11 protein-coding genes and 1 tRNA gene are annotated in these 13,810 nt (G+C 46.3%); 9 read left to right on the top strand and 3 right to left on the bottom strand.

Going from position 1 to position 13,810, the window contains the following annotated elements; all coding sequences use genetic code 11:
• Nucleotides 1–196: 196 nt before the first annotated feature.
• Nucleotides 197–781 (top strand): hypothetical protein, encoded by a 585-nt coding sequence (locus tag IPL83_04755; protein MBK9038465.1) that lies wholly within the window; start codon nt 197–199, stop codon nt 779–781.
• Between the two features lie 46 nt (nt 782–827).
• On the opposite strand, the gene IPL83_04750 is transcribed toward IPL83_04755, so the two are convergent.
• Nucleotides 828–2,153, bottom strand: coding sequence for an outer membrane beta-barrel protein (locus IPL83_04750; GenBank protein MBK9038464.1), 1,326 nt, complete (start codon nt 2,151–2,153; stop codon nt 828–830).
• 344 nt (nt 2,154–2,497) lie between these two features.
• On the opposite strand from IPL83_04750, the gene IPL83_04745 reads away from it, so the two are divergent.
• From IPL83_04745 to IPL83_04730, 4 genes are all read left to right on the top strand, one after another.
• Nucleotides 2,498–2,584, top strand: a tRNA-Leu gene (locus IPL83_04745).
• Nucleotides 2,585–2,724: 140 nt separating this feature from the next.
• Nucleotides 2,725–4,080, top strand: a complete 1,356-nt coding sequence (locus IPL83_04740; protein MBK9038463.1) for a hypothetical protein — start codon at nt 2,725–2,727, stop codon at nt 4,078–4,080.
• Between the two features lie 10 nt (nt 4,081–4,090).
• A complete protein-coding gene (locus IPL83_04735; GenBank protein MBK9038462.1) occupies nt 4,091–4,792 on the top strand; it encodes a hypothetical protein in 702 nt (233 codons plus the stop codon).
• A gap of 56 nt (nt 4,793–4,848) precedes the next feature.
• A complete protein-coding gene (locus IPL83_04730; protein MBK9038461.1) occupies nt 4,849–5,358 on the top strand; it encodes a hypothetical protein in 510 nt (169 codons plus the stop codon).
• Between the two features lie 19 nt (nt 5,359–5,377).
• Here IPL83_04730 and IPL83_04725 read toward each other — a convergent pair whose 3' ends face one another.
• On the bottom strand, nt 5,378–7,240 hold the full coding sequence (locus IPL83_04725; GenBank protein MBK9038460.1) for a S8 family serine peptidase: 1,863 nt from the start codon (nt 7,238–7,240) through the stop codon (nt 5,378–5,380).
• A 275-nt stretch (nt 7,241–7,515) separates the two neighbouring features.
• Complete coding sequence (locus IPL83_04720; protein MBK9038459.1) at nt 7,516–9,045, bottom strand: SurA N-terminal domain-containing protein; 1,530 nt, start codon at nt 9,043–9,045, stop codon at nt 7,516–7,518.
• A 115-nt stretch (nt 9,046–9,160) separates the two neighbouring features.
• Between IPL83_04720 and mreC the strand changes: the two genes are divergently transcribed.
• Genes mreC through rodA form a run of 4 tightly spaced genes read left to right on the top strand, consistent with a single transcriptional unit; the run spans nt 9,161 to nt 13,800 of the window.
• A complete protein-coding gene (mreC, locus tag IPL83_04715; GenBank protein ID MBK9038458.1) occupies nt 9,161–10,087 on the top strand; it encodes a rod shape-determining protein MreC in 927 nt (308 codons plus the stop codon).
• A gap of 3 nt (nt 10,088–10,090) precedes the next feature.
• Nucleotides 10,091–10,636, top strand: coding sequence for a hypothetical protein (locus tag IPL83_04710; GenBank protein MBK9038457.1), 546 nt, complete (start codon nt 10,091–10,093; stop codon nt 10,634–10,636).
• Nucleotides 10,626–12,626 (top strand): penicillin-binding protein 2, encoded by a 2,001-nt coding sequence (mrdA, locus tag IPL83_04705; GenBank protein ID MBK9038456.1) that lies wholly within the window; start codon nt 10,626–10,628, stop codon nt 12,624–12,626. Before IPL83_04710 ends, mrdA begins: the two co-directional genes overlap by 11 nt.
• Before the next feature lie 52 nt (nt 12,627–12,678).
• A complete protein-coding gene (rodA, locus tag IPL83_04700) occupies nt 12,679–13,800 on the top strand; it encodes a rod shape-determining protein RodA (GenBank protein MBK9038455.1) in 1,122 nt (373 codons plus the stop codon).
• Nucleotides 13,801–13,810: the final 10 nt, after the last annotated feature.

The following is a 13,810-nucleotide window of genomic DNA, read 5'->3' as shown; positions in this document are numbered from 1 at the left end:
GGTCTGCAGGCAATCTTTCCCGTGGCACAACTTTTTATACCCGAGGTTGGCATGCTTTGCTATTGCATTTGCTCGATGACCATTTGGCGGTATATTCACAGGTGTCTTTTGCTTTTCATTCTGATAGCCATGTTTTGGCCCGGCCAATTGGTTTTAGCATTGCCAAAATTTCCATTGGTGACATGCCTTCCTACCTTTGCTCGGTCGGTCGCAATCCAGTCGTTCGCAGGCGGCAAGAAAGCTCGGTATTGACTACCTCATTCATGTGACAGCCCTTGCCAACGTCCTTCCCATTCTCCTGGCAGGCGAACTTAAGCCTGGGAAGCAGCTTGAAGTTAAACCAGCACATTCCGGCAATGGCCTGGGATTCCACGCCCTTGGCGAAGTCTATCTCCAAGCATTCAGCAGAACGAACAAAGGATCTCCGCTTTTTGGAAATCGCCGCTCGGCGGTCGACTACTATGATACGAGTATTGACTCTACACCGCCCGCCCTGAAAGGCACCGACGCCATTCTTGTATTCAGAGGCGAGCTGCTGGACAGAACCGACTTTATTCCTTGCCGGGGCTGGAACCTAGGCTGTGAAATGGGGGAAGAATTCTTGCTGAAAAAAATCGAAGATCTCTTTTACGAAATCCACGCCGGTGCAGTCAGCCAATTTAGATTCCGCAATCCAATATCAGTTTCAGATTTGATCGAAGTATGGATTCATCCCGAAGATCTCGCAAACTTAGCACCGCCAGAACGCGATCCTGTCTTTAAGCCAAGAATAAATTTTTGATATATAACGGCAGATCTATGGAGATCTGCCCGTGCCAGCCAACAAACTAAAACCGAAGCTTTCCAGTCAAGGTCACAAAGTTATAGTCCGTGCGCTCAACTGGCTGACCCTCACGCCAAACGCTGCGTGAAGTTAAGTAGTCAGAGTCGGCTCGATTAGCCAAATTGGTCATGTAACGATATTCAAATCCCAAAGAAAAAGTCTCGGTGATATCCACGTCTACGCCTGCTGTTAAACCGAGGTCAATGGCATGGCTTGTAACCTCTGAGTCGTTGGAGTAACCGTAGCTATAATAGCCGCGATCAAAGTATTTGCGATAACTATAGCTAATCAGACCACCAAAATTCGGTTTTACAATTCCAAAGCTAAAATTATATTTGGCTCCGAGACCCAAGCTATATTGGTCCAATTCTCTGAAGTAGGGATAATTCCACCAATACTCATCAATATAAAAATTAGAGTACATAAAACTTGCTTCTAAAGAAACTCCAGATGGCAAAATCGAACCGAACGTAACTCCCGCAGCCAAATTGCCCTGGACATTAGCGACTCCAACATAACTGGCAGAGCCCACTGTACCGCCTAAGTAATACTGGCGAGTATTAACTGCAGCCAATGCGGCGACTTGCTTCGCTGCGGTAGCCTCCGATTCTTCGACTTCCTGGACAAGGTCCAAATCTGATTTGTGCACCTTCTCAAGCTTCTCTTTAATCATGGAATCATTTTCTTGCCCAAAAGTACGAGGCGCCTCATTGATCACTTGAACCTTCTGAACGGAATTATAGCCTTGACCTTGGGTATTCTGCTGTTGTTGTTGCTGCTGAGGCTCAGTGTTTATCGCCGACCCCTCGATGGTATTGCCCAATATTTTCTCTAAACGCCTTCTCTCATCAACCAATCGAGACTCTTCCAGCTTTTCAGAAAGGATCTTCTCTGTATTTGCCTCAGCATCCTGGCGCGCACGACGGAACTGTTCCGTTCGAGATTCAGGACTTGGGGTCGCCTCAACATAGGTTGTTGGCTGCTGTTGGGTGGATGGATTTGCGTTACCCTGATTCAAAATAATGATGCCAGGGGCTGCCGCCACACTCTCTTCATTTGTCGAAGCTGAGTTCATCTTATTTGCCGAAGTTCCAGACTTTTTCGAAGCCGAAGTCAGCTTTTTGGTTTTCGAGATGACCTTATTTGAAGTAACAACACTTGCTTTGGATGAACCACTTACGACGGGCTTCACAGGGTCGACTGCAATCTCCTTAGCCTCGTCCTGGAAACCCAGATCCAGAACTTCTCCGTCAGTCTGAGCTGAGCTGGCAAAAGTTGCGCCACAAACGGCCAAAACAGCCAATCTACTCGTCCAAAATAACAGCTTCATATAAAGTTTCTCCTAAATATCCAAGACCTGAGCTCGTCTCTGGTTTGCCAACACAGGAGCAAGGCTTATGCCGCTCCAGGCCATCTGAGCCATATTTCTAACATATTGAAATAATTACTTTTTTAGAAACTGCTTCGTCCGCTCCAATCAAAGATGGTCCATTTCTTTGCCCAAAATTGTTTCTGATAAGACAATATTCGTACAGAATCAGTTCTCAAACTGCGGGAGATCTTCGATACTTCCCCGCTAAAACGCATAAAAACTGCTTGAGAATCTTCAGCACGTCTTCTACATTGCGTGCATTCGATCGGGGCAAGATAGTTGGTATTGTTCCCTGATTCGTGGGCCTTTTGGCGGAATTGGTAGACGCAGTGGATTCAAAATCCACCGGGGGCAACCCCATCCGAGTTCAAGTCTCGGAGAGGCCACCATCATTATTCAAATGATTTTTTTCTCGACTTAGCCCTCTCTTTCTTGACAGGATAGAGAAGTGCTCTGGGGTCTTTGACCTAAGTTTATATGGATGAAAAACTAGGTCGGAGAACTGGCAAAAGAAAATGGGGGAACATGTATGTACCTTCGCCGACTCTTGGTTCTCATGGTAATCTTCTCTGTAAGTTTTGGCAGCTTTGCTCATTCATCGGACATACCGAGCGTGGACGAAAATTTTGGCTGTTCTCTCAAAGAAAAATTTGATCAGTATATTCATGATTTTTCAGTTGATATCGATTCTTTCGGCGGGCCGGAATTGTGCAACTCGAAAGTGGACACAAAAAAGCTGATCAATGATTTTGAGATTGTTGAACGAGGTCTCTTCGCACCAGGCAATTCAAACGTATTTATTCAAAATCTCATCTCAGCTGACAGTTATTATCAATGGCTCAGCTCTGTCACCTACGGAGTTCGCCGCGGAAGCGATCTGCCTTGGGCCACGGCCTACAATTCAGGCGGCTACTTTACGATGCAGGATGGTTGGGCCAAGTTATCAACTCTCGGGCGCGTGGGCACTCTCCTTCATGAAGCCCGCCACACCGAGGGGTATTCACATCGGCCCTGTTCACATGGGCCCTACTCCAACACAAGGGTTCCCGGATGCGATGAAAGCATTTCTGAGGGAGGCGCTCATGCGGTTGAGATGGAATATTACTCTCGGGTCGTATTGCAAGGTGAAAATTTTCACCCTCTCTACAAATCAATGGCTCGGTTAATGACTCTCGGACGCGCCAATTTTGTGTTTAATGAAAACCCGATGAAGGAGGAGCTCCGACTGCTCGCCCGTTCTGGAAATTCGGCATTTGTCGTAAGTGCAGAGGGACTCGTTCGTGCGGACATTCCTGTTCTTCAAGGCTACGCTCTCAAATCCACTTCTTTCGGGGCTTCCCTTTTTAATGGCTCCGAAGCTTTCGCTATCGATTTTTATAAGGGAAATCAGGGATCAACATCTCTCATCGATGACTTTTCCTACTTTAAGATAATAAGAATGCCACAACACGTTCCAATGATTGACATCGAGGAAGTGGACCTTGGTGAGCGTCGGTTTTTGATTGGACTCGCTGCTAACGAACAAATGAGATCATTTCTCTTCTCAAATGCGGCCTGGTCTCCTCCTGTTAAGATCCCAGGTGCCGTAAAACTTGCGCGCATCGCACCGGACGGCAGCCAAGGCCTGTTTGTAATTAAGAGTGGAGGACGCTATTGCCAAGTCGACTTAAAAACATTGAATTGTCCCGACTCTCATTCTCTCTGGCCTGAGGAAATCATCCAATACGCCATATCAGGAGATGAATTGGTGGAGCTCAATCGTGAAAAGAAAGTGCTTCATTCTTCCACCCACACCTCTTACCCCCCTCTGATGAATCAACCGATCGATGATATCGTTTCCGTCCGTTTATTTGACTCCTTTGCCTTGTCCTCAGAAACACTCTGAAGGGGAGAACATGAGAACATTCAGAACACTCTCTTTCACATTGACAGGGGGCATGGTTCTCCTCTTAATTTTGTGGCTGCTGGGTCCTCATGATTTCCTTCGAAATGTTTTGCACGAAGACATATCGCTAGTTCCAAATACCCAAAAAGCTTCTCCGTACCACCGGCCTTCTGGAAAAAATCTTTCACCTCGAATTGAAGAGTCTGTTAGCAAGGGAATTCATCATCAGAGCGATTCCAGCTCAGAGGTCAGTGTCATTGATCGAATTGTTCAGACAGAGGCTCTCAAAATCGGACGAGTGGATTCCAGTCCAAAAGAAACCGAAAAAAGACTCCACTTGATTGCTCAAGGACTCACCATAAATCAATTGAATCGCCTCAAACAAATAGCCAATGATCAAAGTTTGAACGGAGATGATAGGTTTATTGCCGTTTTCTTTTTGGGACAAAGTCAAAATGTCCAGGCCCTCCCGCTTCTCTTAGCCGTGGCAGACTCACCACTCCCCTCTTCTGCAAAGCAGGGTGCGCTCTACGAGCAAGAAGTCCTCATTCGATCGGCAGCGCTTGAGGAGATTTCCAATCAAACTGATCGCTCCCAAGTGAGGCGTGAATTGCTCAAACACCTTGCTCGACAAGACAACCTCAGGCTGGCTCGATACACGCAGCGTTTGCTAAACTCGATAACTCAGCGCGCGGCGCTTGCCTCCAGGTAAATAATAATTGAACACTATGACTTCTTTTAAGGATTTACAATTGGAGGTCATGTCCCATGAAATACGCTCTGTCAGTTCTCATTTTTTTTCTAGGCGCATCTGTTTCATTCGGTGCAACGAGCGAATCGACTTACGATAGTTACAACAATGCGGCCTACGCAAGTCTTGGTTTTTGGGAGGGCGGAATTGCCTTTGGTGGCGATTACGAATACGCCTACGATCGAATCTTTGGGCTTGGAGCGACAGCTCGTTTTTACAGCAAAGACAGCAATTCCAACGGCTCAGGCCGAACCAGCTTATTCGTACTTGGGGGATTTATACGTCCTCATTTTAATCGGAGAGAGTGGGATTTCTATGTTTCTCCGGGTTTTAACCTGATGATTATAGATGGACCCAATGATGATGAAACTGTGTTGGGACCAAGTATCAATTATGGACTTCTGTATCAGATAAAGCGCAACATCGCTGTAGGGGTTGAGAACAGTCTTTTTGTGGGTTGGTTCAACAACGATTACCGGGGTGTCCGGCATCTTGATTTATTGGCCAAGGCACGGTTTAGCTTCTAATTCTTGTCATCGCTATGGACTAAGAGGCCTTTTTGAGGCCCTTGGTCCAACTGCCGATAGAGGAAAGAACCAAGTCATTCGCTTCGCTAAAGGCTAATCCATAGGATTTCTTAGACTCACTCCACACAACTTTGCCTTGTACCTGTAACTGGTCTTTACCATCCGGACTCGCAATTGTCATGGTGACGATCCCACCCTGATCAAGTAAGGCATCCGTATCGACTCGCAATCCTCCCAAAGATATGGAACTCACAGACCCAATGAGCTTTTTATCCCCAATATCCATCGAAACTGAGGTGGCGATTTCATAGCGAGGGAACTTTCGACGGCTGACGGGCGAACGAGAACGGAGATAACTTCGCAAGGCCAATGGAACAGCAAACAGAGCCACGACAACTAAGATATACCAAGTCTCCGTGCCCGAGTGAGTGCTCTTACCACCAGAAACTTGGTCTCGATTGAATTCAGTATATAGCTTTGTCACCAGGCCACAACCGCCGCCGCTTGATTCGCTCAGCTCTGAAGCAAGTTCTCGAGTCAAATAAGACGGATTATAACCCGGCTGAGAAGAATCAATCGGAGCTCCACTGGCATAAGCCACGGCGTGTGCGACGTTCACCCGGCCATCTGTGACCAATTTATTTGTCAATTGAGAGATCTTGTCAGATTGAGCCAACATACCCGATTTTATTTGAAAACCGGTCATATCGGGGGCCGCCACCTTCATCAGAGCTGCAATACCAGCTGCATATGGAGACGCCATACTTGTACCAGACATGGGCGCGTAGCCACCACCTGGATAGGTCGAATAAATGTTTAAACCAGGACTGCCCACATGAACAGTACCCTTTCCAAAATTTGAGAAATAAGCCAAGTAATCTAAGTTCGTTGTCGCAGCAATGGAGATAATATGAGGAACTCCATAGCTTGCAGGATACATGGGGGCTGAATCATTATTGGTTCCCGAATTTCCTGCTGCCGCAACAAATGCGACTCCCTCGTTATAGGAAAAAACAATGACATCTAAAAGAGCGGCACTGTAGGAGGGACCTCCCCAAGAATTATTTAAGACCACAGCTCCGTTGTTAACAGCATAATAGATGGCCTGAATGGCATCCGTGGTAGTCCCAACTCCGTTGCTGTCGAGAAACTTCAGAGCCATAATGTGAACTTTGGCTTCCTCCACAGGATTTGCTAGAATATCCATTCCTGCTTTCAATACAATACCGGCCACATGAGTCCCATGGCCATCGTCATCAGAGACGTTATTTGAATGATAGGCAAAATTCCAGCCATTGATATCGTCAACATACCCATTCCCATCATCGTCAATTCCGTTCCCAGCGATTTCGTGGGGATTCTGCCAAAGTGCATTGGACTCGACAAATACGGGGTGCGTAACATCAAGGCCCGTATCGATGATCGCCACAACAGGTTTATAGGAAAAGCTCGATGCCTTCATTGACTGATAGATCTGCTCTACTCCGAGTTGACCCTCATACGCACTTGATGGATCGCTCTGAACTATATTTGAAACCTGATCCCGATTATAAATTCGCTCTGCCCGAAAATCAGTGGCTTTTTGCAAATAATAGTTAGGTTCGGCGTAAAGGACATCAGGATCATTTCGAAGCTCATTAATGGTTTCATCTACGGTTTTTCCGGCCTTTACTCCAAAATGATAAGCATTCAATTTGCCCCACGAACGTTTCAGAGTCATACTTTTGTTGGAATTGGCTTTGCCAAGAAAAGAGGCGGCGGACTGACTTCCAGAGGCTGATTTGAGACGAACAATCACCTCTCCAGGCACATAATTCTGTGCTCCAACTGGAATTGTCCAAAACACAATAATAAATAGATAAACGTACCGCAATGCTCTCATTATTTGTTTTCCCTCCTAGACCTATTCGGACCATTGTCGGGTAGAGTTAATGAAAGTCTCAATATCGAGGCTATAAAATCTGAGATTTATCGGAAATAAATTGTGCAGTTGCTCTTTTGCAACAAACAGGGGCCAGGCCAGCCTCATCTCAAGTCAACTGAGGACACAACTGCACACAACTGGTATCATTCTGATACAAACTAAGCGGCACAGTCAAAGAATCGCAGGAAACGCAAAATCTAGCCTGCGTCTCACACAGAAATTATCTCAAGAAATCACTGAGTCTCTTCCTTGAAAAGCTTGGAGTTTGTAGAAATCTTAAAAAGCTCCCGCCGAGAGCTCAGCCAATCTTCAAAAACTCCTCCCGTCTTGCGGGCTGCAATATACCGGGCTTCATCAGCGTAGGAGAGCTTGTCAGCGTTTTCATCCCTCTTCACTTTTTTGCTTTTGAGCTTAATAATATAGTATTTGCCTGAGACTTGCAGAACTTCAGGGTAGATAGCCCCTGGATTCTCAAGGCTTAAGGCAGCAGTGACGATCTTTTCCTTGTCGCCAATTCGAGGGATTTGTGGAAGACCCAAAGCAAAATCTCCCGTTTCCTGCCACTCCACTTTCAATGGTTTCAAAAAAGCAGAAAGGGCCTTCTCTCCACGATCCTTAGTCAGCTCCTCCAATTTCAGGTTTGCCTTGGCAAACTGCTGTTCCGTTAGAAGTATTCCCGCAATATTCTCAGCAACCTCTTCAAAGGCTTTTTCTCCACCTTTGCGGTGATCATTGACTTTAATCAGATGATATCCAAAAGGAGTTTTCACCGGTGGAGAAATCTCTCCCGCCTTCAATGCAAAAGCAGCGGTTTCAAATTCTTTGACCATGTGACCACGTCCAAAATAGTCAAGATCTCCTTGTTTAACCTTGCTGCCTTCGTCCTGACTCAATTCTTGAGCCAATTTTCCAAAATCCTCCTTGGTCGATCGCTCAGCAATATCTTTGATCTTTTTGAGCGATTCTTCTTCGCTCGTTTTATCGCCAGGCGTGGCTTTGATGAGAATGTGCTGCGCTCGCACCTGTTCTGGAACGAAAAAAGTGGCTTTATTCTTCGCAAAATAAGCTTCCGAGGCCGCCTTTCCCTCAGGACTGGCCAAGTAGGCCTTGATCTCATCGGCGGAGGGCTTGAAGTTTGCGGTCAAGCTAGACTTATCATACTCAACAAAGGCCACATTTAATTGAAGTTCTCTCAGCCGCTTTTCTTTTTCTAATTCATCTAAGGTGGGATAAAGTGCCCGAGAAAAAGAAACCTGAACCTTCTGGCTCATGACATCCTTGCGAATTTTTTCTTCAAATTCGCGGGTATTCAGGTGGTTGGCCTTTAAGAGATCCTCATATCGATCTCGACGAAACCTTCCCTCAACCTGAAATTGCGGAATCTCAAGAATACGGTCACGAACCTCACTATCTGAAGCGGAAAAACCAAACTGATGAGCGCTCTGCGCAAGCACCTCAGCCATTACTAGATCGTCCATCGCTCGACGCCGAATAGCATCAGAAAACAGTTGACGCTGAGAATCAGGAAGCCCGTCCATTCGCATCTTCAACTGCTCTTCCTGCCTCTGCACTCTCATTCTAAAATCACTGAGTGGAATCACCTGGTCGTTGACGATTGCCGCAGAGCCTCCGCCTCCCATATCTCTGAGTGGACCCGATTGAAAGAAAAAAACAAAAACAACGATAATAGCGCCAAATAGAATATAGGCCACGATGCTTTTTGTACGACCTGGATGGCGCAACTTATCTAAAAGATTCTTCATAATGTGGGCTCCTTCCGACAATTTCGGTAGCTTCACTATTTTTCTGGTCTTTTTCAAGGAGATTGTTGGAATGATCCCTGGCATTTGATATTTTAGGCACCGAGGGGAGTCTACCTTGAATTTTTTCTCAATTGATTTGCGTAAATTTCTTTTGATCTTGGGGATTGTTGGCTTTCCTCTTTTGATAACCAATTTACAACGGGAGTCGACAGATGAAGTTCCTTGGTATGCGCGCCCGTTTACCTTCGTGGCCGGGGTCGTACAGAATACGTTTTCATCCTTTAGCTCGGGGATTCGCGGGACGACTGCAATGTACATCAACCTCATTGACGTCAAAACAAAGAACCGAGTCCTGCTTGATGAAAATGCTGAGTTGCGTGCGCAGTTGGGCGCCTTGACCGAACTGAAAATGGAAAATCAACGGCTTGTGGACCTATTGTCTTTCAAAAAAGAAACCAAAATGGATCTTTTGGCCGCAAAGGTTGTGGGACGGGACCTTTTAGCTGACCATCAGTCCGTCACAATAAATCGAGGAACACACCATGGTATCAAGAAAAATATGGCCGCGATCACCACAGGCGGGGTTGTTGGATACGTCCTCCGATCAGAGGCTTTCACCTCGCAAATCCTGCTTCTCATCGACAGGTATGGAATTATTGATGCCATTGTTCAGCGTTCACGTGCTCGAGGCATTGTGGAGGGCCGCGGGCCGGACTCTTGTAAACTCAGGTACCTCAATCGGAGTGACGATGTCCAAGTTGGCGATTTGGTGGTAACCAGTGGTCTTGACAATATTTTCCCAAAGGGGTTTCCTGTAGGAGTGGTTACTGGGGTTTCTAAAAGCCGTTATGGAATGACCCAAGATATAGATCTCAAACCAGCGATCAATCCCTCGATTCTTGAAGAAATGTTCATTGTCATCAACTCAATGAATGAAGACTTCAGTCCAAAATCAGATGAAGAGTTTGGTCCAAATGACGAGAAGGAAAAAGACAAGGAGAAGGCCGGCAACACAAAAATAGAAAAGAAAAGGGCTAACTAATTCATGAAAGAAATCGGTCTCTTCGTGGGTAATTATCTGGTCTTTCTTGCTGCAACAATTTTTCTCTCAGGAGTGGAGTGTTCTTTGTGGCTGCAAGTTTTTGGTGATTCACCAGGACCCAATTTATGGATTCCCGTTTTGGTCTTTTGGAGTCTCTACCGAAAAACCGAGGAGGGAATGGCCATGGTCTATCTCCTCAGTTTGTTTCTTTCTGCGCTCACAGCCCTCCACGGCCCCCTGTTTCTGCTTTGTAACATGACTCTTTTTGCGGGCCTCTTGGCTATACGCAATCGAATTTACACTTCGGGAACTGTTTATTTCATGCTTCTCTGCGGAGGCGCGAGCTTTAGTTTTTTCGTGATTGGTTTTATCTATTCTTGGACCTTTGAATCAAATCCACTTTCCCATCCTGCTTGGTTTGATTGGATTTTGGAACCACTCCTAACAATGCTGGCGGCTCTTCCTCTCGTTAGATGTTTTTACTGGCTCGATCGACTCACTCACAAGGAGCTCCCTGCAAAAATGGAAGCTATCGGCCATGAGCAGTAAGTTTGTTGCAAATGAAGAAGAGGACGCAAAGGCATTCGCCCCCCGGTTTCGACGCATCTATGTCCTTATCATAGTTGCCGGTCTCACTATCTTTATTCGCCTTTGGTATCTACAAATTATTATGGGCACCGAGTTGAGAGACTTCTCGGAAAAAAACCTCATTAAAGAGACTAAAATTCCGGCTCCAAGAGGTCTCTTGCTCGATCGAGAGGGACGCGTTTTGGTCGACAATCTCCCGGGATTTGAGGCAACCATTTCTCCCCAGTACGCAACCAACCTCGAAGAGACCGCCCGGGTAGTGGGACCTATATTGGGAATGATGCCAGCCAATATCATTGCCTTGGTCAAGCGAAGTCGGGCCAAGAATGGCCCCTTTCGTCCGGTCAGAATCAAAGAAAACCTCAGCCTTGAGGATGTCTTCCGCCTGAAACTTCTCCGCCTTGATCATCCTGGCTTAAATATCAACGAGACGATCAAAAGGCACTATCCCCTGCACGAGAATGGAGCCCAACTATTTGGTTATGTTGCGGAGATTTCCAAAGAACAAATCAGCAGATTCAATCAAAAGTATCTTGGCGTTTTTGCTTTTGATCAAGGCGACATGATAGGAAAGAGTGGGATTGAAGAAGTTTGGGAAAGATATATTCGCGGTCTTGATGGTATATCGATCGTGGAGGTTGATGCTCGAGGACGCCGCGCAGAGACCGAGAGTCCGAGAACCCTCGGCTTTAAACCCCAAGATGAAATTCCCGGGCACAATCTCATATTGACCATTGATCGTGACATACAGGATGCCGCCTTTAAAGCAATGAATCGCGATGACCACATCGGAAATCGAATTGGAAGCCTCGTCGCTCTTAAATCCAATGGCGAAGTGCTTGCTTGGGTGAACACTCCCTCTTACGATCCCAATAATTTCTCCACGGGAATTTCTCCCGAGCTGTGGGGCAAGCTGGTGAATGATCCCTTTAGGCCCCTCCGCAACAAGGTCATTCAGGACCATTATTCACCTGGCTCAACCTTTAAACCCTTTGTGGCCTTGGCTGCAGTCCAAGAAAAAATAATTACACCAATGACAGTGATAAATGCCCCGGGCTCTATCCGCTTTGGACGCAGGGTTTATCATGACCATCAGAAGGGGGGACATGGCAACGTGGTTCTTGCAGAAGCGATCGAACGATCTTCAAATGTCTTTTTCTATAAGATGGGAATTTCCTTGGGAATTGATAAAATGGCACTCTATGCAAAACTGCTGGGACTCGGGCAATTGACCGGAATCGGACTCTCAAACGAAGTCCCAGGACTGATGCCATCGCGGGATTGGAAACTTAAAAACCTCGGAGAAGAGTGGCAGCCAGGTGAAAATCTAAGCAATGCGATCGGCCAGGGCTATGTCTTAACAAATGCTCTTCAAATGGCAATGGCTTATTCCGCAATTGGTCAAGAAGGTCTGCTCTACAAACCTTTCGTCGTCAAGAAAATCATTAACCAGGATAATGAGTTGATTGCCGATTTCGAGTCGGAACTCGTTCGCGATGCGAGCATCCCCAATGAAGATGGGGTTGCTATCGATAAGAGTACATTTCAAGCGGTAAAAAAAGGACTCTGGAGGGTGGCAAATGGTGAACGTGGTACGGCGAGGTGGTGGAAAATTCCCGGAGTTGAGATCGCCGGAAAAACTGGTACAGTCCAAATGCGATCCTATTCAGCTGAGCAAATCTATGACAAATGTGAGTTAAGGCCCTTTAACCAGCGCCATCACGGATGGTTTGTTGGCTTCGCCCCAGCAGACAAGCCAGAGATAACAGTGGCCATCCTCGCCGAGCATGCCTGTCATGGTTCTACGGGAGGAGCACCCATAGTGAGAGATGTGATCCTCGCCTATATGAAAAAGTATCATCCAGAGAGAATCAAGGATGCGGAGAATAAGGGTTTGAAATCAAATACCAAGCCTCCGTCACAGGTGGACCCAGCGGAAATAATCGAATAAGCAGCCGCGAATCGAACCAATTAGTCAGATACTTGAAGGAGACAGCCGCGAAATGAAAACAGCTATGCAAGTGGAAGAAAGGACGTTCTTTCGTCGATTGGATATTAGTTTTCTCATCGTTATTTTGGGTCTTAATTTTATTGGCCTTATCAATCTTTATAGCGCAACGCACGGAGTGAATGACATTGGAACCAACCGTCTCTTTATCAATCAGATCATTTGGTTGCTGGGCGGCTGGGCGATCCTCTTTGTAGCGACTCTTATTAATTATCAAATTTTCAGCCGTCTTGCTTTCGCTCTTTATGTCATCAACGTTCTCAGTCTTGTCGTTGTGGCTTTTTTTGGCCGCACAGCACTTGGCGCTCAGCGATGGATTAATCTTGGTTTTTTTCATTATCAACCTTCTGAGACGATGAAGCTTGTATTGATTATTGTGCTCGCAAAATATTTTTCAACGAAAAGTCAGAGTGACGGCTTGAAGTTTAAGGATTTGATAGTCCCTTCGGTCCTCCTTTTGATCCCGTTCGTCCTTACCGTGAGACAACCAGACTTGGGAACCGCACTTCTCTTGGTTGCAGTTTTTTCGACCATGATCGCCTTTGTCCGAGTGAGTCGAACTATACTCATCGTAGGCCTTGTGACGGCCACCATTGCAACACCCGTCGTTTGGAATTTCGGACTCAAAGAATACCAAAAAAACCGCATCCTCACCTTCGTCTATCCAGGACGAGATCCGCGTGGGGCTGGATACAACAGCATTCAGTCAAAGATCGCCGTTGGCAGCGGAAAAGTCCTAGGAAAGGGATTTCGCAAAGGAACTCAGTCGCAGTTGGAATTTTTGCCTGAGCGACACACTGATTTTATTTATTCTGTTCTGAGCGAAGAACACGGATTCATCGGGAGCATGCTGACTCTCGGTCTCTTTATTGTACTTCTGCTCATGGCGGTGAGAATTGCGAGTCAGGCAAAGGATAAATTTGGGGCCCTCATTGTCGTGGGAGTGGTATCATACGTTTTCTGGCATGTATTCATCAATATTGGAATGGTTATTGGCATTCTCCCTATCGTGGGAATCCCCTTGCCCCTCTTGTCTTATGGAGGAACAGGGACCCTCTCGATTATGACTGGACTTGGTCTTATTTCTTCGGTCGCCTTCCGTCGATACTTGTTTTAGAATGGACCGC

It is taken from the genome of Bdellovibrionales bacterium (assembly GCA_016716765.1).
GTDB lineage: Bacteria > Bdellovibrionota > Bdellovibrionia > Bdellovibrionales > UBA1609 > JADJVA01.
The sequence above is the reverse complement of the archived record's forward strand: the minus strand, read 5'-3'. Positions and strand labels throughout refer to the sequence as shown.

Coding starts and splice junctions, on each gene's coding strand:
- IPL83_04725 (MBK9038460.1), bottom strand. CDS start 7,240: ATGAGAGCATTGCGGTACGTTTATCTATTTATTATTGTGTTTTGGACA.
- IPL83_04710 (MBK9038457.1), top strand. CDS start 10,091: ATGAAAGAAATCGGTCTCTTCGTGGGTAATTATCTGGTCTTTCTTGCT.
- IPL83_04735 (MBK9038462.1), top strand. CDS start 4,091: ATGAGAACATTCAGAACACTCTCTTTCACATTGACAGGGGGCATGGTT.
- IPL83_04740 (MBK9038463.1), top strand. CDS start 2,725: ATGTACCTTCGCCGACTCTTGGTTCTCATGGTAATCTTCTCTGTAAGT.
- mrdA (MBK9038456.1), top strand. CDS start 10,626: ATGAGCAGTAAGTTTGTTGCAAATGAAGAAGAGGACGCAAAGGCATTC.
- IPL83_04730 (MBK9038461.1), top strand. CDS start 4,849: ATGAAATACGCTCTGTCAGTTCTCATTTTTTTTCTAGGCGCATCTGTT.
- rodA (MBK9038455.1), top strand. CDS start 12,679: ATGAAAACAGCTATGCAAGTGGAAGAAAGGACGTTCTTTCGTCGATTG.
- IPL83_04720 (MBK9038459.1), bottom strand. CDS start 9,045: ATGAAGAATCTTTTAGATAAGTTGCGCCATCCAGGTCGTACAAAAAGC.
- IPL83_04750 (MBK9038464.1), bottom strand. CDS start 2,153: ATGAAGCTGTTATTTTGGACGAGTAGATTGGCTGTTTTGGCCGTTTGT.